Annotated in this window: 22 protein-coding genes; 5 read left to right on the forward strand and 17 right to left on the reverse strand. The window is 74.7% G+C overall.

Translation table 11 applies throughout. From position 1 onward, the window contains the following. The first annotated feature begins 179 nt into the window (after positions 1-179). Positions 180-1,328 carry a CDP-glycerol glycerophosphotransferase family protein gene (locus ABKW28_RS14905; RefSeq protein ID WP_348611040.1) on the forward strand — a complete coding sequence of 383 codons (1,149 nt, stop codon included), beginning with the start codon at positions 180-182 and terminating at the stop codon, positions 1,326-1,328. Between the two features lie 28 nt (positions 1,329-1,356). Continuing rightward, a complete protein-coding gene (locus ABKW28_RS14910) occupies positions 1,357-2,058 on the forward strand; it encodes a lysoplasmalogenase (protein ID WP_348611043.1) in 702 nt (233 codons plus the stop codon). A 13-nt stretch (positions 2,059-2,071) separates the two neighbouring features. On the opposite strand, the gene ABKW28_RS14915 is transcribed toward ABKW28_RS14910, so the two are convergent. Then, positions 2,072-3,241: a cysteine--tRNA ligase gene (locus ABKW28_RS14915; protein ID WP_348611046.1), complete on the reverse strand. Its 1,170-nt coding sequence runs from the start codon at positions 3,239-3,241 to the stop codon at positions 2,072-2,074. A gap of 15 nt (positions 3,242-3,256) precedes the next feature. Continuing rightward, on the reverse strand, positions 3,257-3,904 hold the full coding sequence (locus ABKW28_RS14920; RefSeq protein WP_348611048.1) for an arsenate reductase ArsC: 648 nt from the start codon (positions 3,902-3,904) through the stop codon (positions 3,257-3,259). 186 nt (positions 3,905-4,090) lie between these two features. Between ABKW28_RS14920 and ABKW28_RS14925 the strand changes: the two genes are divergently transcribed. Further along, complete coding sequence (locus tag ABKW28_RS14925; RefSeq protein WP_348611051.1) at positions 4,091-4,810, forward strand: VC0807 family protein; 720 nt, start codon at positions 4,091-4,093, stop codon at positions 4,808-4,810. A gap of 82 nt (positions 4,811-4,892) precedes the next feature. Here the strand turns inward: ABKW28_RS14925 and ABKW28_RS14930 are convergent, their stop codons facing one another. Both ABKW28_RS14930 and ABKW28_RS14935 read right to left on the reverse strand, forming a co-directional pair. Next, a complete protein-coding gene (locus tag ABKW28_RS14930) occupies positions 4,893-6,386 on the reverse strand; it encodes a HAMP domain-containing sensor histidine kinase (protein ID WP_348611054.1) in 1,494 nt (497 codons plus the stop codon). After that, on the reverse strand, positions 6,383-7,102 hold the full coding sequence (locus ABKW28_RS14935) for a response regulator transcription factor (protein ID WP_348611057.1): 720 nt from the start codon (positions 7,100-7,102) through the stop codon (positions 6,383-6,385). The genes ABKW28_RS14930 and ABKW28_RS14935 overlap by 4 nt, the downstream gene beginning before the upstream one ends. A gap of 133 nt (positions 7,103-7,235) precedes the next feature. Between ABKW28_RS14935 and ABKW28_RS14940 the strand changes: the two genes are divergently transcribed. Both ABKW28_RS14940 and ABKW28_RS14945 read left to right on the forward strand, forming a co-directional pair. After that, positions 7,236-8,033 (forward strand): DUF3152 domain-containing protein, encoded by a 798-nt coding sequence (locus ABKW28_RS14940; protein WP_348611060.1) that lies wholly within the window; start codon positions 7,236-7,238, stop codon positions 8,031-8,033. Between the two features lie 94 nt (positions 8,034-8,127). After that, positions 8,128-9,879 carry an N-acetylmuramoyl-L-alanine amidase gene (locus ABKW28_RS14945; RefSeq protein ID WP_348611063.1) on the forward strand — a complete coding sequence of 584 codons (1,752 nt, stop codon included), beginning with the start codon at positions 8,128-8,130 and terminating at the stop codon, positions 9,877-9,879. Here ABKW28_RS14945 and ABKW28_RS14950 read toward each other — a convergent pair. From ABKW28_RS14950 to ABKW28_RS15010, 13 genes are all read right to left on the reverse strand, one after another. Further along, positions 9,872-11,263 carry a proton-conducting transporter membrane subunit gene (locus tag ABKW28_RS14950; RefSeq protein ID WP_348611066.1) on the reverse strand — a complete coding sequence of 464 codons (1,392 nt, stop codon included), beginning with the start codon at positions 11,261-11,263 and terminating at the stop codon, positions 9,872-9,874. The two genes, ABKW28_RS14945 and ABKW28_RS14950, sit on opposite strands and share 8 nt — an antisense overlap. Next, on the reverse strand, positions 11,260-12,753 hold the full coding sequence (locus tag ABKW28_RS14955) for an NADH-quinone oxidoreductase subunit M (protein ID WP_348611069.1): 1,494 nt from the start codon (positions 12,751-12,753) through the stop codon (positions 11,260-11,262). Before ABKW28_RS14955 ends, ABKW28_RS14950 begins: the two co-directional genes overlap by 4 nt. 3 nt (positions 12,754-12,756) lie before the next feature. Next, the gene (locus tag ABKW28_RS14960) at positions 12,757-14,613 is read right to left on the reverse strand and encodes a proton-conducting transporter membrane subunit (protein ID WP_348611072.1); all 1,857 of its coding nucleotides are present in this window, start codon (positions 14,611-14,613) and stop codon (positions 12,757-12,759) included. After that, a complete protein-coding gene (locus ABKW28_RS14965; protein ID WP_193667617.1) occupies positions 14,610-14,912 on the reverse strand; it encodes an NADH-quinone oxidoreductase subunit K in 303 nt (100 codons plus the stop codon). The genes ABKW28_RS14960 and ABKW28_RS14965 overlap by 4 nt, the downstream gene beginning before the upstream one ends. After that, entirely contained in the window at positions 14,909-15,451 is a 543-nt protein-coding gene (locus ABKW28_RS14970; RefSeq protein ID WP_348611143.1) for an NADH-quinone oxidoreductase subunit J, read from the reverse strand. The genes ABKW28_RS14965 and ABKW28_RS14970 overlap by 4 nt, the downstream gene beginning before the upstream one ends. 5 nt (positions 15,452-15,456) lie before the next feature. After that, on the reverse strand, positions 15,457-16,377 hold the full coding sequence (locus tag ABKW28_RS14975; protein WP_348611075.1) for an NADH-quinone oxidoreductase subunit H: 921 nt from the start codon (positions 16,375-16,377) through the stop codon (positions 15,457-15,459). Further along, a complete protein-coding gene (locus ABKW28_RS14980; protein WP_348611078.1) occupies positions 16,370-17,257 on the reverse strand; it encodes a hypothetical protein in 888 nt (295 codons plus the stop codon). The genes ABKW28_RS14975 and ABKW28_RS14980 overlap by 8 nt, the downstream gene beginning before the upstream one ends. 11 nt (positions 17,258-17,268) lie before the next feature. Further along, complete coding sequence (locus ABKW28_RS14985) at positions 17,269-17,610, reverse strand: NADH-quinone oxidoreductase subunit A (RefSeq protein ID WP_348611081.1); 342 nt, start codon at positions 17,608-17,610, stop codon at positions 17,269-17,271. Between the two features lie 95 nt (positions 17,611-17,705). Beyond that, positions 17,706-18,071, reverse strand: coding sequence for a thioredoxin (gene trxA / locus ABKW28_RS14990; RefSeq protein ID WP_348611084.1), 366 nt, complete (start codon positions 18,069-18,071; stop codon positions 17,706-17,708). 165 nt (positions 18,072-18,236) lie between these two features. Beyond that, a complete protein-coding gene (locus ABKW28_RS14995; protein WP_348611087.1) occupies positions 18,237-18,479 on the reverse strand; it encodes a DUF2892 domain-containing protein in 243 nt (80 codons plus the stop codon). Positions 18,480-18,492: 13 nt separating this feature from the next. Beyond that, positions 18,493-18,690 carry a hypothetical protein gene (locus tag ABKW28_RS15000; RefSeq protein ID WP_348611096.1) on the reverse strand — a complete coding sequence of 66 codons (198 nt, stop codon included), beginning with the start codon at positions 18,688-18,690 and terminating at the stop codon, positions 18,493-18,495. A gap of 72 nt (positions 18,691-18,762) precedes the next feature. After that, positions 18,763-20,934, reverse strand: coding sequence for an MMPL family transporter (locus tag ABKW28_RS15005; protein ID WP_348611099.1), 2,172 nt, complete (start codon positions 20,932-20,934; stop codon positions 18,763-18,765). A 46-nt stretch (positions 20,935-20,980) separates the two neighbouring features. Beyond that, entirely contained in the window at positions 20,981-21,814 is an 834-nt protein-coding gene (locus tag ABKW28_RS15010; RefSeq protein ID WP_348611102.1) for a sulfite exporter TauE/SafE family protein, read from the reverse strand.

Genomic DNA, 21,814 nt, shown 5'->3' on the forward strand with positions numbered 1-21,814 from the left:
CTTCCCCGGCATCTTCCTGTGGCGCGACCGCTTCGGTGCCATCTACCTCGTCGACCCCACCGGCACCCGCCGCATCGCCCACGCCGCCTGAGCAGGTGCAGTCGCCGATCTACACCGATCTCGGTAGCAGCGCCCGCCGCGGCGCGGCAGGTGAGGGGGCAGGGGCGTAAACTCCGCTCGTGAACGACGTGCACGTCATCGCCTACTTCGCCGATGACCCGACCCGCACCTACCAGCTCGTGCAGTGGCTCGACGTGCTGGCGCTGCTGCACGAGCAGCACCCGGTGGCGATCGTGGTGCGCGACGCAGCCTCGGGTGAGGTGCTGCGCGAGCACACCGACCTGCCGGTGCTCACGGCCGTGGAGTTCCCCGAGCTGACCGCGCTCTACGACCGGCTCGACGCGAAGGTCGTGCTCTACTGCAACAACTCGATGCTCAACTTCCAGTCGCTGCTCGACGGCCGTCGCCTGCACGTGCACATCAACCACGGCGAGAGCGACAAGCAGTCGATGGCCAGCAACAACGCGAAGGCCTACGACCGGGTCTTCGTGGCCGGCGAGGCCGCGGTGCAGCGCCACGTCAGCGGGCTGCTCGAGCTCGACACCCGCCGGCTGGTGCGCACCGGGCGCCCCCAGCTCGACCTGCGCCCGGCGCCGCTGCTGGCGCCCAGCGCCCGTCGCACGGTGCTCTACGCCCCCACGTGGGAGGGCGACGCCGACTACAACGACTACACCTCCCTCGACGTGCTGGGGGCGCTGGTCGTCGAGGCCGTGCTGGAGGTGCCCGACGTGCGGCTGGTCTACAAGCCGCACCCCAAGATCGTCACCAGCACCACCCCGGCGGTGCGCGACGCGCACCTGGAGGTGCTGCGCCTGGTCGCCGAGGCCGGCGAGCGGGACCCCGGGGCGGGGCACGCGCAGGTGCTGCGCGGCGACATCCTCGCGGTCATCCCCGACTGCGACGCGATGATCACCGACGTCTCCTCGGTCGGCCTCGACTGGCTCTACCTGCGCACCGAGAAGCCGATCTTCCTCACCGACCGCCACCACGACGGCGAGCGGCTGCGCCGCGAGGTGCCGGTCAGCCGCTGCGCCGACGTGGTCGACAGCACGACGGTCGGCAGGCTCACGAGCCTGCTCACGGCACGGCTCGAGCGTGACGAGCACCACCTGGCCCGGCTGGCGATGCGCCACCACTACTTCGACGACCTCCAGGTCGGCGACAGCACCCGCCACTTCCTCGACTCCGTCTCCGACCTGGTGCACCTGCGCGACCGCCTGGTCGGTGAGGTGGCCGGCGACGAGCAGGTCGTCGACACCATCGCCTGAGCCGCCCGCCAGGCACTACCGTCAGCGGATGGCCCTGGTCCCCAGCCGCACCACGTCGCGCCGGCTCCGATCGGCGTACGTCGCCGTCGCGGCGCTCGACACCCTGCTCGCCGGCACCGCCGGCCGGCGGGCGCACCGGGCCAGGACGGTGACCAAGCCGCTGCTGATGCCGGTGCTGGCGGCCTCGCTGGCCACCGACCCGAGGGCGGCAGCGTCGCCGCTGCGCACCACGACCCTCGTGGCGCAGGTCGGCGGGTGGGGCGGCGACATGCTGCTCCTGGGCGCGACCCCCGAGCGGTTCATGGCCGGCGCCGGGTCGTTCGCGCTGGGCCACGCGGCCTACATCGGCGGGTTCCGGGCCCGTCGCGGGGAGCTCCGGTGGCGGGCTCCCGCGGCGCTCGCGGCGGTGTGGGCGGTGACGACGCCGCGGCTGGCGCTGGCGGCGGCCCGGCAGGACCGGCGGCTGGCGGTGACCGTGGCGGCGTACTCGGCGGTGCTGACCTCGATGGCCGCGGCCAGCACCCAGGTCGACGGCTCGGTCGCCGACCCCGCCCGCCGGGCCACGATGGCCGGTGCCGGGCTCTTCCTGCTCTCCGACGCGATCATCGGGCTGCGCGAGCTCCTCCTCGAGGACTCGCCGCAACGGCTCGAGTCGGCGGTGATGCTCACCTACGCCGCGGCCCAGCTGCTGCTCGCCGAGGGTGCCGCGCGCGCCGGCGCCCCGGGCTGAGCGCGACCGGGGCTCAGCCCAGGCGCAGCAGGTGCACGACGCGCCGGGCGGCCTCGCCGCCCTCGCTCTCGGCGACGTCGAGAGCGGTGCGCACGTCGAGGCCGTCGAGCAGGGGCGCGGGCGCGGCCTCGACGGCCGCCGCGGTCGCGCCGCCGCGTCCGGCGGCGGCGTACACGCGCTCGAGGCGGGCCTCGGCAGCGTGCAGGTCGTCGGCGTCGAAGCTCCACGGCTCGCGGTGGTCGCGGTCGATGACGAGGGTGCGCAGCGCGGCCGGGGTGCAGGTGCCGAGCACGTCGTCGACCAGCACCAGGTTGCCGGTCGACTTGGCCATCTTCACGCCGTCGAGGCGGACCTCGCCGACGTGCAGCGCGGCCCGGGCGAAGGGCGTGACGCCGCTGAGCGCCTCGACCATCGCGCCCTGGTAGGCGTGGTGGGGGAAGACCAGGTCGTCACCGCCGACGAGCACGTCGACCGAGGCCCCCTGCACGCACAGCGCCATCGCCGCGCACTCGGCGTGCCACCCCGGCCGGCCCCAGCCCCAGGGGCTGGGCCACGCCGGGTGCTCGGCGCCGGAGGGGCGCCACACGGCCACGTCGAACGGGTCGTCCTTGTCGGTGCGGTCGGGCTCGTCGCCGAAGGCGGCCGAGAGCTCCCGGGCCGCCGCGACCTCGAGGCCGGACTGCTCGCGCACGTGGGCACCGCGGAACCACACCGTGCCGTCGCGCTCGTACGCCGCCCCCGCGGCGAGCAGGCCCTGCGCCAGCTGCTGCACCGCGTCGACGTGGTGGCGCGCCCGCGGCTGCGCGGCGGGCGTGGCCACCCGCAGCGCCCGCATGCTCTGGTCGAAGACGGCCTCCTGCGTCAGGGCGAACTCGTCGTAGTAGCGACCGCGCTCGCGGGCCGCGGTGGTGAGCACGTCGTCGACGTCGGTGATGTTGCGGCAGCTGTGCACGTCGACGCCGGTCGAGGCCAGCACCGAGGTCAGCACGTCGGCCCACACGAAGGTGGCGGCATGGCCCAGGTGCGTGACGTCGTAGGGCGTGATGCCGCACGTGTAGACGCGGGCGGTGCCGACGACGGGAACCGGGTGGCCGTCGAGGCGGAGGCTGAGCGGTGCAGCCGGTGTGCGGCCGGTGCGCAGGGAGGGGTCGGCGGTGCCGGAGCTCATCGAGGTCGAGGCCATGCCACATCCTCGCACTCAGGAGGTGGGCGGCACCCCCAGCTCGTGGAGCAGGCGCCGGACCCGCTGCTCGATCTCGTCCCGCACGGAGCGCACCTGGTCGAGCTCCTGGCCGTCGGGGTCGCCGAGCGCCCACTCCTCGTAGCGCTTGCCGGGCAGCACGGGGCAGGCCTCGCCACAGCCCATCGTGACCACGACGTCGGCGGCGCGCACGACCTCGTCGGTCCAGGGCTTGGGGAACTCCTCGGAGATGTCGATGTCGCGCTCGGCCATCGCCTCGACGACGACGCCGTTGAGCCCGCCGGCGGGCAGGGAGCCGCCCGACCACCCGATCACGCGGTTCCCCGCGAGCTCGCGCAGGAGACCGAGCGCCATCTGGGAGCGGCCCGCGTTGTGCACGCACAGGAACAGCACGACCGGACGGCCGTCGTCGACGCGCCCCTCGGTGCGCGCCAGCGCCTGCAGGCGTTGGCGCGCGAAGCGCTCGGCCAGCAGCGGGACGTAGGTCTGCACGGTCGCGGTGGCGGCGAGCTCGTGCTCGGAGGAGTGCAGCAGCCGCTCGACGGTCTGGGTGTTGAAGGTGCCGGTGAACTCGCTGGCCAGCCTGGCCGCGGCGGCCTCGAGAGCGCGGCGTCGGTCGGCCGGAGCGGGTGCGGGGAGGGGCATGAGGGGTCCTGACGTCGTCGGGATGACTGCTCAATGATGATTGAGCAATCGAAGGTGCGTCAAGCGCTCGCCCCGCGGCCCTACACTGGGGGGACCGCGAGACCCGCTGACGAGCGTCCCCGTCGTCATCTCGGGGTGCACCGACGAGCAAGCCCGGCCGCGATCAGGCCGGCAGGACCGGCCTCCTTGGCACTGCAGCCCCCCGCCTCACCCGCCTCATCCGCCGCCGCGGCCCCGCACCGTCCCGATCTCCTCTCGGTGGTCCGGCGCGTCTCGATGAGCCTGCTGGTGGCGGTCGTGGTCCCGGCCGTGCTCTTCTACGGCGTCTTCGCGCTCGCCGGGGTGTGGACGGCGATCGGCGCGGCTCTCGCGTGGTCCTACGGGGCGATCGCGTGGCGGGTCGTGACCCGACGACGCGCCTCGGGCCTGCTCTACCTGACCGCCATCCTGCTGACCGGGCGCACGGCCCTGTCCGTGGTCGCCGACAGCACCTGGCTCTACTTCCTGCAGCCCGTCATCAGTGACGGCGTGGTCGCGCTGCTCTTCCTGCTCTCCCTGGCCAGCGCCCGGCCGTTGGTGGCCCGCCTGGCCGGCGACTTCTACCCGATGGACCACGAGCTCGCGATGCGTCCTCGGGTGCGGCGGCTCTTCCGCGACCTGACCGCTCTGTGGGCGGTGCTCGGGGTCGCCAAGGCCAGCGCCACCCTGTGGCTGCTCCAGACCCAGTCGCTCGCGACGTTCGTGCTGGTCAAGAGCGTGCTGATGCTGACCGTCAACGTCGCGGCCGCGGTGGCGACGGTGGCCCTCGCGGCGTACGTCGCCCGCCAGGAGGGGCTGTTCGGCTGCCCGCTCGCGGCCGCAGCGGCGCTCGAGCCGCAGGCCGTGCCGGTGCCGGTGCGCGGCTGAGCCACGCCGTCCGCCGCCCCGTGCGACGCCAGGCCGACACAGGGAGGACTCGGGCCTGCGGCTGGCGGCGCCGGGTCGCTGCTCACCGCTCGGCGGGCAGGTCGACCCGGAACCTCGCACCCCGCCCGGGGGCGGTGTCGACGCCGAGGGTGCCGCCGTGCGCCTGCACCAGCGAGCTGGCGATGGCCAGGCCGAGACCGGTGCCGCCGTCGGTGCGGTTGCGGGACTCGTCGGCGCGGTAGAACCGCTCGAACACCCGGCGAGCGTGGTCGGCGTCCATGCCGGGCCCCTCGTCGGCGACCTCGACCGCGACGCGCGCGGGCGCGCCGTCGTCGCCGCGGCGGGTGCTGACCGAGACCGTCACGCGGGTGCCCTCGGGCGTGTGCCGCAGCGCGTTGCCGAGCAGGTTGTCGAGCACCTGGCGCAGCCGGGGCGCGTCGCCCACGACGACGGGCAGCCCGTCGAGCGAGCCGACCTCGAGGACGACCGGGCGGTCCGGCTGCACCGCCCGTGCGCTCTCCACCGCCTCGGTCGCCAGGTCGAGCAGGTCGACCGGCTCGCTGGCCAGCGGCCGCTGCTGGTCCAGGCGCGCCAGCAGGAGCAGGTCCTCCACGAGCAGGCCCATCCGCTGCGCCTCCGACTCGATGCGCCCGACCACGCGGCGTACGCCGTCGTCGTCGCTGACCGCGCCCTGGCGGTAGAGCTCGGCGAAGCCGCGGATCGTGGTCAGCGGCGTGCGCAGCTCGTGGCTGGCGTCGGCGACGAAGCGGCGCATCCGCTCCTCCGACGTGCGCGCTGCCTGCTCGCCCGCCTCACGCTCGGCGAAGGCCGACTCGACCCGGCCGAGCATCACGTTCAGGGCCGCCGCCAGCTGGCCGACCTCGGTGCGCTCGTCGGCCTCGGGCACCCGCTCGGACAGATCGCCGGCGGCGATCGCGGCGGCCGTGCGCTCGACGTCCTGCAGCGGGCGCAGGCTCCCCCGCACGAGCAGGTAGCCGACCGCGCCGACCACGGCGAGCGTGACCACGCCGATGACCAGCAGCAGCAGCACCAGGCGGTCGAGGATGCCCTCCACGTCGTCGAGGCTCTGCGCGACCATCAGGGTGCCCGAGGAGCCGTCGGCCAGCGTCACCGGCACCGACCGGACCCGCCACCGGCCGTCACCGCTGACCGCCCCGACCGTGAAGGTGTCCTCGGCGGGCTCGGCCGCGGGGTCGCTGGGCAGCAGCGGCAGCGGCTCGTCGTCGACGAGGTTGCTCGTGGGCCCCAGCACGACCTGGCCCGACCCGTCGACGACCTGCACTACGAACTCGCTGGGCAGCGGGCCGCGCCCCTGGGGGCCCCGGGAGCGGGTGGGCGCCTCGCCCAGCCCGGTGCTGCCCGCCAGGACCGGCGCCACCCCGCGCAGCTGCTCGTCGACCCGGTCGAGCAGGTAGCCGCGCAGGGTCGCGTGGGTCGCCAGGCCGGAGCCGACCAGGGCCAGGGTCACCACCAGCAGCAGGGTCGCCACCAGCGCCCGGCGCAGCGGCACCCGCCCCACCAGCCCGGCCAGCCCGGCCAGCCCGCGCACGCTCACGCCCCGCTCGGGACGCGCAGCACGTAGCCGACGCCACGCACGGTGTGCAGCAGCCGCGGCTCGGTCGTGTCGACCTTGCGGCGCAGGTAGGAGACGTAGGACTCCACGACGTTGGCGTCGCCGCCGAAGTCGTACTGCCAGACCCGGTCGAGGATCTGGGCCTTGCTCAGCACCCGCCCGGGGTTCTGCAGGAAGTAGCGCAGCAGCTTGAACTCGGTGGGGGAGAGCGTGACCTCGCGCCCGTCCTTCCAGACCTGGTGGGAGTCCTCGTCGAGCTCGACGTCCTCGAAGCGGAACCGGGTCGACGGCACGGTCGCCGCGCCCTGCGTCGTACGTCGCAGCACCGCGCGGATGCGGGCCACGACCTCCTCGAGGCTGAACGGCTTGGTGACGTAGTCGTCGCCGCCGAGGGTCAGCCCCTGCACCTTGGCCTCGGCGCCGTCGCGCGCGGTCAGGAAGAGCACCGGGCACAGCCGGCCCTCGGAGCGCAGCCGGCGCACGACCTCGAAGCCGTCCATGCCCGGCATCATCACGTCGAGGACCACCAGGTCGGGTCGCCAGTCGCGGGCCACGTCGAGGGCCGCCCGGCCGTCGGGGGCGGTGCGCACCTCGAAGCCGGAGAAGCGCAGGCTCGCCGCCAGCAGCTCGACGATGTTGGGCTCGTCGTCGACGACCAGGAGCCGGGCCTCGGGCGGGGTGCTCTGCGTCGGGGTCACGCGACCATCCTCGCGTGCCGCCCCGGCGGGTGGCTGTGCGCTGCCTGGGAGGTTCCTGTGAACGCCGCTGTCTACGATGACCCGGTGCGTGGGGCCGCCGGGGTCCTGCGCGGCACGAGGGGGTCGGCGAGACGTGAGCAGCGGACGGCACCGCGCGCCGCGAGCGGTGCCCCGTCGGCAGCGCGCCGTGGTCGGCCTCGGCGCGGCCGGGGCGCTCGTGCTCGGCGCGCTGGCGATGCTGGGCCCGGTCGGGGCGGAGACCTCGGTCGCCGAGGAGACCCCCGCGCCCGCTGCCGCCGACCCCGCGCCGAGGGGCACCACCACGTCGCTCGCCCACCTCGGGGCAGCCGTCGGCGACCCCTCGCGCGGCCGCGACCGACGTCCCGAGCCGGTGCCGGACCCGGTGCCGTACGCCGGCCCCGGCACCTTCGACGTGGCCCCGGTCGAGCAGCCCCCACCGCCGGGGACCCGCACGACGTACACGGTCGAGGTCGAGCGCGGGCTTGCCGCCTCGGGCATCGACGCCGCCGAGGTCGCCGCGCAGGTGCGCGCCATCCTGGGCGACCCGCGCAGCTGGGTGCGCGGGGAGCCCGGGGTGCTCGAGCCCGTCGCGGCCGACCCCGACCTGCGGATCCTGGTGACCACGCCGGCTACGACCGACCGCTTCTGCTCCCCGCTCGACACCCGCGGCGAGCTGTCGTGCCGCAACGGGGGAGTGGTGGCGCTCAACGCGGTGCGCTGGGTGCGGGGCTCGCTGGCCTACGAGGGCGGGCTGCGCGGCTACCGCCGCTACCTGGTCAACCACGAGGTCGGGCACGCGCTGGGCAACGGCCACGAGAGCTGCCCGGGCGCCGGCCTGCCGGCTCCGGTGATGCTGCAGCAGACCGTGGTCCTCGACGGCTGCGTGCCCAACGCCTGGCCCCATCCCTGACACCCGCCCGGCCACCGCGGCCGCGACGCGACTCACCCCCGGAGCAGGGCCCTGCCTCCCGCGATCGGCGGGCCGCTCTCGGCACAATCGCCCCATGCCCCCCGAGCCCACCCACCGACGTTCCCTCGTGAAGGCGGCCGTCGTCGGCGGTGTCGCCGTCGGCGCGGTCGGGGTCGCCGTGCGACTCGACCCCTCCTCGCGCCCCGACGACGACCTCGCGCCCGGCGGCGCGCTCGAGCTCTCCGCCGACAGCGGGTCGGACGTGAAGTCCCTCGAGGTGCGCCTCGACGACACCATGCTGCGCCGCTCCTCGCAGGCGCGCTGGTCGACCAGGGCGCTGCCCACCTCCGTGCACTCCATGGTCGCGGTGACCTGGCAGGGGGAGAGCTCCGCCGAGGTGTCGCTGCGCTCGAAGGTCGCCGGGCAGTGGGGCCAGTGGGCGGTGCTGCCGGCCCTCGACGACCACCCCGACCCCACCGACGCCGAGGACACCGCCGTCAACGGCACCCACCTGCGCTGGGTGGGTGCCGCCGAGGGCGTGCAGGTGCAGGTCAGCGGCGTGCGCCCCGAGGCGCTGACCCTGGTGCTGCTGCACCCGGAGCCGCGGCCCGAGGACGAGCTCGACGAGGTGCCCGCCTCGCTGGTCGCCGGCCGCTCCACCGCGGCGCGCCAGGGCGAGCCGGTGCCGCGGCCCACCATCCGCACCCGCAAGCAGTGGGGCGCCACGGAGTCCTGGCGCAACGGCTCGCCGCGCTACAACCCCACCATCGAGCAGCTGCACGTGCACCACAGCGCCAGCGGCAACGACTACTCCAAGGCCGACGTGCCGGCGATCATCCGCGGCTTCTACCGCTACCACACCCAGAACCTGGGCTGGAGCGACATCGCCTACAACTTCCTCGTCGACAAGTACGGCCGGCTCTGGGAGGGCCGCGCCGGCGGCGTGACCAGGCCCGTGCGGGGCGCGCACACGCTGGGCTTCAACGCGACCTCGGCCGGCGTGGCCGCCATCGGCAACTACGAGGTCGCCGGGCCGTCGAAGAAGATGCTGGGCGCACTGGCCGACCTCGCGGCCTGGAAGCTCGACCAGTACGCCCGCAAGCCGCGGGGCAAGATCACGGTGCGCTCCGAGGGCAGCGACAAGTACGCCGCCGGCGCGACGCCGACGCTGCGCATCATCGACGGCCACCGCGACACCAACGACACCGCGTGCCCCGGCAAGCTGCTCTACGCCCGGCTCGACGACGTGCGCTCCGAGGCCCACCGGATCGTCAAGAGGTACCGCAGCAGCACGCCGAAGGTGCGTGCCACCCGGCGCCCCGAGATCACCGGTCGCAGCCGGCCGGGCAAGCGGCTGACGCTGGACCCCGGTGCCTACGAGCCCTCGGGCGCCAAGGTCAGCGTGCAGTGGCGGCGCGACGGCAAGGCCGTGAGCGGGGCCACCGGCATGCGCTACCGCTGCACCGAGGCCGACCTGGGCAGCGAGGTCACCGCGCTGGTGCGCGCCACCAGCCCCGGCGCGGAGCCCACCCAGGACGTCGTCTCCGCGGGCCGGGTCGCCACGCCGGTCAAGGTGGTGCCGACGGCCCGGTCGCGTCGCGGCCGGGTGCGGGTGCTGGTCGACTTCGTGCCGCCCCGGGGCCTGGCGGTGACCCCGACCGGGCGGGTCAGCATCAAGGTCGGCAGCCGCACCAAGACCGTCGCCCTGCGCGACGGCAAGGTGCGCACCACGCTGGGCAAGCGCCGCGCCATGCGGCCGGGCCTGCGCCGTGTCGTGGTCACCTACTCCGGCGACCGCTCCTGCAACCCCTCGCAGCGCGAGACCACGGTCGAGATCGTCAGCTGAGCACGGGTCCCGCGAGCAGGCCGAGGGCCACCGCGCCCGCGGCGCACGCCACCGCCAGCCGCGCGGGCAGCCGCCGCGTGCTGCTGTCCTCGTCCTCGGCCTCGTCGTGGTCCGCCGGGGCCAGGCAGGTCGCCAGCCAGCGCAGGTAGTAGGCCAGGCTCAGCGCCGTGTTGGCAGCGACCAGCACGGCCAACCACGCCAGCCCGGCCTCCCAGGTGGCCGCGATGGTCGCGACCTTGGCCACGAAGACCGCGGTGGGTGGGGTGCCCACCAGGCCGAGCAGCGCCACGCCGAGCGCGACGACGAGCCCGGGCCGACGACGGGCCACCCCGCGCCACTGCTCCACGCGCACCCGCTCCGGCTCGGCGCGCAGCACGGCGAAGCAGGCCAGGTTGGTCACGGCGTAGCCGGCGAGGAAGAGCAGCACCGCCGGGCGGGCCCGCTCGACGCTCGGCACGGCGGCGACCACGGCGAGCAGGTAGCCCACCTGGCTGATCGTCGACCAGCCCAGCAGCCGGCGCACGTCGCCCTGGGTGAGCGCCGCCAGGTTCCCGGCGGTCATGCCGAGGGCGGCCAGGGCGGCCACGAGCAGCGGCCACACGTCCTGGTGGGGCAGCGCCTCGAGCAGCCGCATGACCGCCACCACCGCCCCCAGCTTGGGCACCGTGGTCAGGAAGGCGGCGCTGGTGACCCACGAGCCCTGCACCGCGTCGGGCACCCAGAAGTGCGCGGGCACCGCCCCGGCCTTGAACAGCAGCCCGAAGAGGACCAGCACGACTCCGGCGGCCCCAGCGGCGGCCGGCGCGTCACGGACCCCGGCGCCCAGGTCGGCGTACGCCGTGGTGCCGGCGAGGCCGAAGAGGACGCCGGCCCCCAGCATCAGCAGGATGCCCGAGAGCGCGCCGACCAGGTAGGTCTTGAGCGCGGCCTCGGGGGCGGTGCCGGCCGCGGACAGGCCGATCAGCCCGTAGAGGGGGATGCTGGCCAGCAGGAAGCCGACCACGAGCACGGCGAGGTCGGTGGCGCCGCCCACCACCAGCACCCCGTCGGCCCCGAGCAGGAGCAGGACGTAGACCTCGCTCTCGCGGGGGTGCCCGGCCACCTCGTCGCCGGCCAGCGCCAGCAGCACGAGCAGGGCGACGCCGACCACGAGCCGCAGCAGGCCGGTGGTCTCGTCGACCGCGAACGTGCCCGAGAACGCCGTGGCCTCCTCGCCCAGCAGGCCGCGGACCGCGGCGGCCAGGAAGCCCAGCACCGTCACCGCGGCCAGGGCCCGGACCCGGCGCTGGCGCAGCCGCGGCGTCCACGAGCCCAGCAGCAGGCAGCCGATCGCCCCGAGCAGCAGCACCAGCTCGGGCAGCAGGGCCACGACGCTCGCCGTCACCGGGACACCAGCGCGGCCGCCGCGGCGGCCGCGGGCTCGAGCAGGTCGAGCAGCGGACGCGGCGCCAGCCCGATCACCACCGCCAGGAGGAGCAGCGCTGCGACCGGCACCCACTCGCGGGCCCGGACATCGGCGAACCCCTCGGCGAGCCCGTGCACCGGCCCGGTGAGCAGCTGCTGGACCGCGCGCAGCAGCACCGCCGTCATCAGCAGGATGCCCAGCAGCGCGACCGCGCTCCAGGGCACCACCGCGACGGCGCCGGCGAAGACCTGCAGCTCGGCGACGAACCCGGAGAGCCCGGGCAGGCCCAGCGAGCCCAGGGCCGCCAGCACCAGGAGGGTGGCGAAGCGGGGAGCGGGCGCCGCGAGCCCGCCGTACGCCGCCAGGTCGTAGCTCTCCCGGCGGGTCCAGAGCACCCCGGCCAGCAGGAACAGCGCACTGGTGAGCAGGCCGTGGCTGACCATCTGGGTGGCCGCGCCGGTGACCGCGGTGGCCCGGGCCTCGTCGTCGGCGGGGCCGTCGCCCAGCATCCCGGCCGCGCCGACCGCCAGCACGACGTAGCCCATGTGGTTGACCGAGGTGTAGGCGACCATCCGCTTCAGGTCGCTCTGCGCCAGCGCCACCAGCGCGCCCCACAGCACGGAGACGACGCCGACGACCACGAGCACCGGCGCCCACGCGCGCCAGGCCTCGGGCAGCATCGGCATCGCGATCCGCACGAACCCGTAGGTGCCGAGCTTGAGCATCACGCCGGCCAGCACGGCCGACCCGATCGCCGGGGCGTCGGTGTGCGCGGGCGGCAGCCAGGTGTGGAACGGGACGGTCGGGGTCTTGACCGCCAGCCCGAGCAGCACCGCGCCGAGCACCAGCACCCCGGTGGCGCCGCTGCCCTGCAGCGGTGGGTCGGCCGCCAGCGCGACCATGTCGAAGGTGCGTGGCTCGGAGGCGACGTAGAGGCCGATGAACCCGAGCAGCAGGGCCAGGGAGCCCAGGAAGGTGTAGAGGAAGAACTGGAGCGCCGAGCGCGCGCGGTCGCCGTGGCCCCAGCCGTGGATGGAGAAGTACATGCCCACGATGGACAGGTCGAAGAAGAGGAAGAAGACGATCAGGTCGGCGGCGGCGAAGACGCCCAGGCAGGTGGTCTCGAGGGCCAGGAACAGGGCGGCCTGCAGCTTGGGGCGCTGCTCGTCGCCGAGAGCGTAGACCGCGCACGCGGCGAACACGACGGTGGTCATCAGGGCCAGCGCCAGCGAGAGCCCGTCGAGCCCGACGTGGTAGCTCGCGCCCAGGCCGGGGATCCACCGCACCTGCTGCTCGAAGGCCAGGGCGCCCGGGCCCGGGTCCTCGAAGCGTGCCCACAGCACCGCGGCCAGCACCACCTCGAGGGCGGTGGTCCCCACGAAGACCCACCGGGCCCACCGGTCGGGGACCGCCGGGACCAGCAGCGCGGCCGCGGCGAGCAGGGGGAGGAGCACCAGGACGGAGAGCACGCTCTACCTCCGACTTCCGACGAGGACGATTAGGGACACGACGACGAGCACGAGCAGCAGCAGGGCGACCTGCTGCAGGTAGTAGTGGTGCAGCTGGCCGCTCGCCGAGCTGCGGCGCACCGCGCGCCCGCCCCGGGCCAGTGCACCGGCGACGCCGTGCACGACGCGGTCGGTGCCGGCATCGGCGCGGGCGGCCAGGCCCGCCGAGGTCAGCGTCGAGCGCGCGGTGCCGGCCACTGCGCGCGCCAGCAGGTCGTCGGCGCGGGCCGCCGCGGTGGCGAGGCGCACGGTCGGCCGCACCAGCACGGCGTACGCCGCCCGCTCGAGGCGCAGCCAGGCGTGCAGCCAGGCGCGCAGCGGCCGCAGCGGCGCGGGGGTCCCACGGCCCCGCCCGACCAGCCACGCGGTCGCGGCGGCCGCCGCGAGCACGAGCACCGACGAGCCGACCAGCTCAGGCCACGTCGGCTCGGCGGGCACCCGGCCGGGGAGCCGCTCGAGGACCGGCGGCAGGGCCAGCACCCCGAGGAGGACCGCCCCGAGCGCGAGCGGGGCCAGCGCCACCGGGACCCGCCGCGGCACCCGCCCCGCCTGCTCGGCTGGTCGGGCAGGGACAGGACGCGCGAGGTGCACCAGCGCGAGCACCGCGTAGCCGGCCGCGAGCGCGGTGCCCACCAGGGCGGCGGCGTACAGAGCAGCCGACTCGGCGTGGGCGGCGGCCAGCACGGCGTCCTTGGTGCCCCACAGCGAGAGGGGCGGCAGCCCGGCGAGCGCGAGCAGCGCGGCCACGGTCAGGGCGCCGAGGGCCGGCCATCGTCGGGCCGCGCCGGTGAGCACCTCGAGCCGCTTGCTGCCCAGCGCCTCGAGCCAGGCCCCGGCCGCGAGGAACAGCAGCGCCTTGACCGCGGCGTGGGCGACCAGGTGGGCGGTGCCGGCCGCGGTCGCGCCGACGCCCGCGGCGAGCACGACGAAGCCGAGCTGGGCGCTGGTGGAGGCCGCCAGCAGGAGCTTGAGGTCGGTCTGGGTGAGGGCCACCGCCCCGAGGACCACGGCGGTGGTGACACCGAGCCAGGCGGCGGTCGGCGCGGCCCAGCCGGTGGCGTCGAGCAACGGGGACAGCCGCACCAGCAGGTAGCCGCCGAGGGCCACCATGGCCGCGGAGTGCAGCAGCGCCGAGACCGGGCTGGGCCCGTCCATCGCGCGTGCCAACCAGAAGGAGAACGGCAGCTGGGCCGCCTTGCCGAGCGCCGCCACCAGCACCCCGGCGGCGGCCACGTCGCGCCAGCCGCCCTCGATGCCGGCCAGCGCGTCGAGCGAGAGGTCGGTGCCGCCGGCCAGGGCGACCGCCGTCGCCAGGTAGAGACCCAGGTCGGCGGCGCGGGTCGTCAGGAATGCCGTCGCCCCCGAGGCCACGCGCCCGGGGTCGGCCCAGCGGTAGCCGATCAGTGCGTACGACGCCGCGCCCATCAGCTCCCAGCCGACCAGCAGCCCCGGCAGGCTGGTGGCCAGGACGGTCAGCGCCGCCGCCGCGGTGAAGAGCAGCATCAGCCCGGTGAAGCGCGGCTCCCGGGTCTCGGGCACGCCCCCGGCCACGACTAGCACCAGCGTGGCGACGACCAGGACGGTGGGCAGCAGCACCTCGGCCGGACCACTCGTGGTCAGCCCCCACCGAGAGCCGGCGACGAACGGCACGGACACCTCCGCGCCGGCGACGACCGCGGGCACCGATGCCGTCGCCGCGGCGGCGAGGGTGGCCACTCCGGCGGCCGCCGAGAACCGGGACGGGCCGGCCAGCACCAGCACGGCCCCGACGACCGCGGGCACCGCGACGAGGAGGACGAGCAGCAGGTCGGGGGCGCTCACTCGTGCAGCTCCGTGGCCATGTCGGTCATGTCGGAGCCGGCACGCCGGTGCAGCAGGGTGGCGACCGCGAAGCCGGTGGCCATCTCGACGGTCATCGCCGCCAGCACCACCAGTAGCAGCACCTGGCCGGAGGGGTCGGGGGAGAGGAACCACCAGAAGCCGCCGAGCGCGAGGAGCACGCCGGCGATCATCAGCTCCAGGCCCATCATCACCATCACCACGACCTGCTGCGAGAGGGCGCCGTAGAGGCCCACGGCCAGCAGGGCCGAGGCGACGAGCAGGACGGTCTCGAGGGTCATCGGCGCTCCTCGCGGCGGTCGAGGTCGTCGCCCATCCGGTCGTAGCGGGTGCGCGAGGACGACAGCAGCACGCCCACGACGATCGTGGCGACCATGACCGGGCCGACGACCATCATCACCAGCATGTGGCTCTCCATGATCGCGGTGCCCAGGGCCTCGGTGACGTCGGGCGAGGGCGAGCCCCGCCGCTCGGGCCACGGCACCAGGACCGCGCCGCTGCCCAGGGCCACGAAGGTCACCACCGCGACCCCGATGGCGGCGCGGTGCGAGTGCACCATGCTCATCGGCATCAGCGCCGGGTTCATCCCCATGAACATGACCATGTAGACGGCCATCACGGCCATCTCCATCACCATCATCAGCACCACCACGACCCCGAGGTAGGACTGCTGCATCAGCAGCAGCGCGCCCCCGGTGGCCACGAACGAGGCCGCCAAGGCGTACGTCGCCCGCGCCATCGAGTCGACCACGAAGACCAGCACGCCCATCGCCACCGCCACCAGCGCGCAGGCCCAGAAGGCGACATCGACCAGACCCATCGTGCTCACCGCCCCGCCACGACGACGATGCCGACGACGAGGTCCTGCAGCACCACCAGCGGCAGCAGGACCGTCCACAGCGGCTCCATCAGCCGGTGCACCCGCAGGGCGGGCAGCCGGCCGGCCACCCAGGCCAGCGCCGCGGTGAGCAGCAGCGCCTTGAGGAGCACCCAGACCGCCCCGGGCAGCCACGGTCCCGAGGCGCCACCCAGGAAGAGCGGCACCGCCACCGCGGCACCCGCGCCGAGGAGGGCGTAGCGCGCCGCGCGCACCACCAGCGCGTCCGGCCCCGACAGCTCGGCCAGCACCCCCTCGGCGCTCTCGCGCCCGGCCGGTGCGGCGAGCGGCCCGAGCATCGAGAAGCCGAGCACCCCCAGCAGGTAGGCGACGAAGGCGACCGGCATCCACACGGCGTACCAGAGCGAGCCCTGGGCGCCGGCGACGACGGCGAGGTCGAGGCTGCCGGCGGCCAGGGCCGGCGCGACCAGGGCGAACATCAGCGGCAGCTCGTAGGCCAGCGCGAGGGCCAGGAAGCGGTAGCCGCCGACGAGGCCCACCACGGAGTTGGCACCCCAGCCCACTAGCCAGACGAAGGCCCACACGAGGATGTCGAGCGTGTTGGCCCACACCACGCCGAGCGAGCCGGGCAGCGGCGCCGCGGCGCCCAGGGGCACGAGCGCCACCAGCAGCACGGCCACGGGCAGCAGCGACCAGCCGGCGAGACGCCAGAGCAGCCGGTCGGCCGAGATCGTGTCGCGCCGGCGCTGGCGCAGCAGCCGGGCCGTCTCGCGAGGGGCGTGCAGCACGGCGTCGCCGCCGCCGCGACCGGTCGCGACGGCGTACGACGCGCTGGCCGTCCAGGCAAGGACGAAGGTCAGCAGCAGGACCCCGGCGGCGCCGGTGGTCGCCTCGAGTGCCTCAGCCACGACCCGCTCCTGCGGCTGTCGTCGCGAGCAGCGGTGCGTGGGCGGCGACCAGCAGGCGCACGTCGCCGAGGTCGCGGCCCTCGAGCAGCGACGCCAGTGCCGCGTCGTCGAGCCGGTGCGTCGAGACGTCGATGCGCTCGTCGAGCAGCCGCCCGAGGACGTCGGTCACGGAGTGCGGCAGCACGTGGTGCCGGGCCAAGCGGGTCAGGTGGGCACGCACCCGGCGGCCTCCGCCGTCGGGCTCGGGCCCGGGTCGCTGGTCGCGCACCGCCCGCGCGCGCCGGGCCCAGACGTCGTCGCCGACCAGGGCCAGCACGCGGGCCACGGCGTCCCAGGCCGCCACGGCCGCGGGCAGGTGGGCGGGGCTCGCCGGGCGGTGCACCTCGACGTGCGCGACGACGTCGCCGTGCAGCCGGGTGCGCAGCTCGAGACCGCCGGGCCAGTGGTCGAGCAGGGGGCCGAGCGGGTGGACCAGGACGTCCATCTCCAGCCCGTCGCGGTCGTCGTCGCCCTCGGCCAGCGGGAGGTCGTCCTCGACCCAGGAGCCGGCGGGCTCGCGGTCACGCTCGCGGGCGTCGATGCGCTGCTGGGGGTCGTCACGCAGGGACGCCTGGGCCGCCTCGAGCTGGGCGACGACGTCGTCGGGGCCGAGAGGACGGGCGCGGGCCCGGGGGCCCGGCAGCTGGTCCCAGATGAGGTCCACGGCGGGGGTCAGCTCGTCGGGCACGTGCCCCGCGAGGACCAGCACGTCGGTGCTCCCCGGAGCCGTGCCGGTCGGCCAGCCGCGGCGGTCGAGCTCGCGCTCGGCCGCCATCCGCGCCCGGGCGCCGCCCGGCAGCTCGACCACGAGCACCCGCGGACGGCTGGTCGCGGCACGCACAACGAGATGTCTCAGGCCCACCGGAAGGCCCCCTCGCGCCGCGCCCAGGCGACGGCGGCCAGCAGGATCGCCAGGAAGGCGAACATCTCGATCACCGCGCCCGGGCCGAGGTCCTCGACCACGACCGCCCAGGGGTACATGAACAGCATCTCGACGTCGAAGGCGAGGAAGACGACGCTGGCGGCGTACCAGCGCGGGTGGTAGCGCGACAGCGCGTGCTGCTGCGGCACCCGGCCCGAGGCCGCGGGCAGCACGAGCAGGGGCGCGTGGTCGACCACGACGGCGCGGTGCAGCGCCCGGAGCGTGAGCAGGCCCAGCCCCACGAGAGCCAGGATCGTCGTCAGGTGCAGCACGGTCCCCCCTCGTCAGCTCGCCCGCACGATGGTGCTGACGACGCTAGCGAGGAGGGGAACCGGGCGACCTCACCCGGTGCGGGGAGGCGGGTGGATCAGGAGCCGGACTGTGCGGCCGCCTCGGCCTTGGCCTTCTCGACGTCGAGGGCGCGCACGGCCCCGATCAGCTCGCCGAGCGCCGGAGCAGGAAGCGCGCCCGGCTGGGCGAAGACGAGGGTGCCGCCCTTGAAGGCCATCAGTGTCGGGATCGAGGTGATGTTGGCGGCGGCGGCCAGGCTCTGCTCGGCCTCGGTGTCGACCTTGGCGAAGACGATGTCGGCGTTCTCCTCCGAGGCCTTCTCGAAGACCGGTGCGAACTGGCGGCACGGGCCGCACCAGGAGGCCCAGAAGTCGACGAGGACGATCTCGTTGTCGTTGACGGTGGTCTCGAACGTGGCGGCGGTCAGGTCGGTGGTGGCCATGGGTGGTCTCCTGTTCGGTGGAAGATGTCGATCCCCCAGGGGGGTTACTGGTCCCAACATGGGTGGGTTCGTCGTTGTTCCCGACCGGCCCGGGCCCGGGCGAGGAACGCGCGAGGGCCGGCGGGAGGTCTCCCCCCCACCGGCCCTCGGCGGTGCTCCTGTCCGTCAGCGCCCGGCGGGTGCCCACTCGCTCGGTCCGGCGGCGCACGCGGGGCGGAGCCCGGCGCGGCTCATCACCATCGCCGCCGGGCAGAACCCGGTGAGGCTGGACTGCACCTGGTTCAGGCCGACGAAGGCCGTCAGCAGCAGCCACCAGGGCGAGACCAGGGTGACGAGCGCGACGCTGAGCAGCGTCATCGCGCCGGCGAACATCATCACGGCACGTTCCAGGGTCAGGTCGTGGGTCATGGTGTCCTGGCCCTCAGCGGCCCAGCAGGCGGCTGAACCAGCCGCCCTGGGAGCCGGCGCCCTTGGCGGCCTGCGCCTGCTGGAGCTCGGCCTTGGAGTGCCCGGGGCACCACTGGCCGGCGGGGACGCTCGCCTTGACCTGGGCGACGTGGTTGCCGCAGCCGGCCCAGGTGGTCTTCTTGCAGGTCTTGCAGGTGGTGGGGCGGCACATGGTGCCCCCTCCTCTCCGCGGCCTCCGCCGCAGTCGTGGGTCTGTCGTCGTCGGTCTGTGCGTCGTGCGGGATCAGTCGTGGGCGAAGGTGATGTTCGGCAGCACCTTGCGCAGCCAGGCCGGGGTGTACCAGGCGGCCCTGCCGGTCAGGCGCAGCATCACCGGCAGCAGCACCAGGCGCACCAGGAAGGCGTCGAGCAGCACCGCGATGCCGAGCACCACACCCATCTCCTTGGGCGGGATCGGGCCGGAGAGGGCGAAGGTGAAGAACACCGCCACCATCACCGCGCCGGCCGCGAAGATGACCCGGCCCGAGTGGGCCAGCGAGCCGACCATGGCGTCCTTGGGGTCGCCGGTGCGCTCGTAGTGCTCCTTGGCCGAGGCCAGCAGGAAGACCGTGTAGTCCATCGCGATCGCGAAGATCATCGCGAAGAAGAACACCGGCGCCCAGGCGTCCAGGAAGCCCTGCGGCTCGAAGCCGAGCAGGTCGGAGCCGTAGCCCTCCTGGAAGATCAGCCGGGCCACGCCGAAGGCCGCGGCCGTCGAGAGCAGGCTGGCCAGGGTGCCGAGCAGCGAGATGAGCGGCGCCTGCAGGGCGAAGAGCAGCAGCAGGAAGCCGAGCACCATCACGATGCCGATCACCAGCGGGGTGGACTCGTCGAGCTGGTCCTTGAGGTCGAGGTTCTCGACCGCGGCGCCACCGACGAGCGCGGACTCCGGCAGGTCGCCCCGCAGCCGGTCGACGGTCTCGCCGAGCTCGGGGTCGGACGGGTCGACGGTCGGGACGGCCTGGATGAGCACCAGGTCGCTGTCGTCGCTGGCCGGCATCGGGGGCATCGCGCCGGCGATGCCCTCGTCGGCCTGCAGGGTGGCGGCGGTCTCGTCGGCGTCGGCGGCGTCGGCCACCACCTGGAGGGTGCCGGGGGCGCCCTCGCCGAAGGACTCCTGGACCAGGTCGTAGCCGACCCGGGCCGAGGACTCCTCGGGCAGCACCTTGATCGAGGGCATCGCGGTCTTCAGGCCCATGATCGGCGCGGCGAGCGCGAGCAGGACCACCAGCGAGGCCAGGCCCCAGACCAGCGGGCGCTTCCACAGCCGCTCGCCCCAGGCCTCGAAGCGCGGCGAGCGGTGCTCACCGGACTTCGACCAGGGCAGCGAGCCCTTGTTGATCTTGTCGTCGAGCTTGTGCAGCACCAGCGGCAGCAGGGTCAGCGTGGCGCCGAGGATGAAGACGACGGAGAGCATGATGCCGCCGGCCATCGACCGGAAGGAGGGCGAGGGCACGATCATCACCGCGGACAGCGAGACCAGCACGGTCAGGCCCGAGAGGAGCACCGCCTTGCCGGCGGTGTCCATCATCTGCGCGATCGCCCACGGCTTGTCGTGGGGCCGCGCGGCCCGGGCGGCGCGGTAGCGCACCACCAGGAACAGTGCGTAGTCGATGCCCAGCGCCAGGGCGAACATCATCGCGAAGTTCATCGCCCAGATCGAGACCGGCACCAGCTCGTTGATCAGCACCAGCGAGCCCGCCGAGGCGACCAGGCCGGACAGGGTCAGGATGAGCGGGAGCCCGGCGGCCACCAGGGCTCCGAAGGCCAGCACCAGGATGGCCATGGTCACCGGCCACGACATCAGCTCGGACTGCAGCATCGCCTCGAGGTTGGCCTCGTTGAAGTCCGACCACAGCAGCGACGAGCCGGTCGGGTTGACCTGGACCGTGTCGGTGGACAGGCCCTGCAGCTCCTCCTTGATGTCGGTCGCGACGCGCACCATCTCGTTGGTGTCGGCGCCGGCGCCGGCCAGCACGATGGCGGTCGAGCCGTCCTCGGAGAGCGTCGCGCCCGGCTGCGGCGCGATCACGTCGGCGATGCGCGGCTCGTCCTCGAGGAGGGCGGTGACCTCGGCGATGACGTCCTTGCCCTCGCCCTCGGTGACCGGGCCCTCGTCGGAGTGCACGACGACCTGGATCGCCGAGGAGGCGTTGCCGCCGAAGCTGTCGCGGGCCAGCTCGCGCGCGGCCACGGACTCGGAGCCGTCGGCCTGCCAGCCGGCACCCGAGAGGTTCTTCTCGACCTGCGGGGCGAAGACGCCCAGACCGACGATCAGCAGGGCCCACACGATCGCCACGAGCTTGCCGTGGCTGGTGACCCACAGGCCCAGGCGGCCCAGGGGGCCGGCCGCGGGCGGAGCGGTCTCGTCGGGTGGGGTCCCGGCCTTGTGGGCCGGGGTCGTGGTGGTGCTCATGGGGGTCCGTTCTGTGGGTCAGGTCTGTGGGGTCAGGTCTGTGGGGTCAGAGGAGAGCCGGGAAGGCGCGGGCCGCGGTGTAGACCGCGACGCCGAGGACGAGGAGCGTGAAGGCTCCCTGGAGCTTGTCGGTGTCGACCCGGTCGGCCAGCCGGGCGCCCAGCACGGCCGCGACCGAGGACGCGATCGTGAGGACCAGGACCAGCCACCAGTCGGGAGCAGCGCCGGCTCCGGCCCGCACGACCAGGGCCGAGGCCGAGGTGATGGTGATGACCACCAGCGACGTGCCGACGGCGTACGTCATCGGCAGCGCCAGGGCCAGCAGCAGCGCCGGCACGACCAGGAAGCCGCCGCCCACGCCGAGGAAGCCGGTCAGCAGACCGACCGCGGTGGCGGTGACGAGCACCTTCAGGGCGCGCGGGCAGTTGCAGCCGAAGGTGGGGCTGAAGGTGATGATCGGGTCGTCGAGGCTCGGCCGGTCTCCGGTGTCGGGCCTCGTGGGGTCGCCGTGGCCGAGCCGGCGCCAGGCCATCAGGGCGCCCACGAGCAGCATCAGCGCGGCGAAGCAGGCCAGCAGCACCTCGTCGCTGACCGCGGCGGCGCCCTTGGCGCCCGCGGCCGCGCCGCCGATCGCGACGACGCCGAAGACGACGCCGCGACCCAGCAGCACGTTGCCCTGGCGGTGGGCGGAGACGGCGCCGGCCAGCGACGTCACCCCCACCACCACGAGGGAGCCCGTCGTGGCCTGGGCGGCGGACTGGTCGAGCAGGTAGACCAGCACCGGCACCGCCAGGATCGACCCGCCGCCGCCGAGCGCGCCCAGGGACAGCCCGATGAGCGCACCGGCGAGGACGGCGACGACCACGAGGACAGGGGCCAC

The organism is Nocardioides sp. 31GB23, assembly GCF_040012395.1.
In the GTDB taxonomy this organism is placed as follows: domain Bacteria; phylum Actinomycetota; class Actinomycetes; order Propionibacteriales; family Nocardioidaceae; genus Nocardioides; species Nocardioides salarius.

Bases quoted from the DNA above. Each gene is read 5' to 3' on its own strand.
- ABKW28_RS14910 (WP_348611043.1), top strand. From the start codon at position 1,357: ATGGCCCTGGTCCCCAGCCGCACCACGTCGCGCCGGCTCCGATCGGCG.
- ABKW28_RS14915 (WP_348611046.1), bottom strand. From the start codon at position 3,241: ATGGCCTCGACCTCGATGAGCTCCGGCACCGCCGACCCCTCCCTGCGC.
- ABKW28_RS14920 (WP_348611048.1), bottom strand. From the start codon at position 3,904: ATGCCCCTCCCCGCACCCGCTCCGGCCGACCGACGCCGCGCTCTCGAG.
- ABKW28_RS14945 (WP_348611063.1), top strand. From the start codon at position 8,128: ATGCCCCCCGAGCCCACCCACCGACGTTCCCTCGTGAAGGCGGCCGTC.
- ABKW28_RS14965 (WP_193667617.1), bottom strand. From the start codon at position 14,912: ATGACCCTCGAGACCGTCCTGCTCGTCGCCTCGGCCCTGCTGGCCGTG.
- ABKW28_RS14970 (WP_348611143.1), bottom strand. From the start codon at position 15,451: ATGGGTCTGGTCGATGTCGCCTTCTGGGCCTGCGCGCTGGTGGCGGTG.
- trxA (WP_348611084.1), bottom strand. From the start codon at position 18,071: ATGGCCACCACCGACCTGACCGCCGCCACGTTCGAGACCACCGTCAAC.
- ABKW28_RS14995 (WP_348611087.1), bottom strand. From the start codon at position 18,479: ATGACCCACGACCTGACCCTGGAACGTGCCGTGATGATGTTCGCCGGC.
- ABKW28_RS15000 (WP_348611096.1), bottom strand. From the start codon at position 18,690: ATGTGCCGCCCCACCACCTGCAAGACCTGCAAGAAGACCACCTGGGCC.
- ABKW28_RS15005 (WP_348611099.1), bottom strand. From the start codon at position 20,934: ATGAGCACCACCACGACCCCGGCCCACAAGGCCGGGACCCCACCCGAC.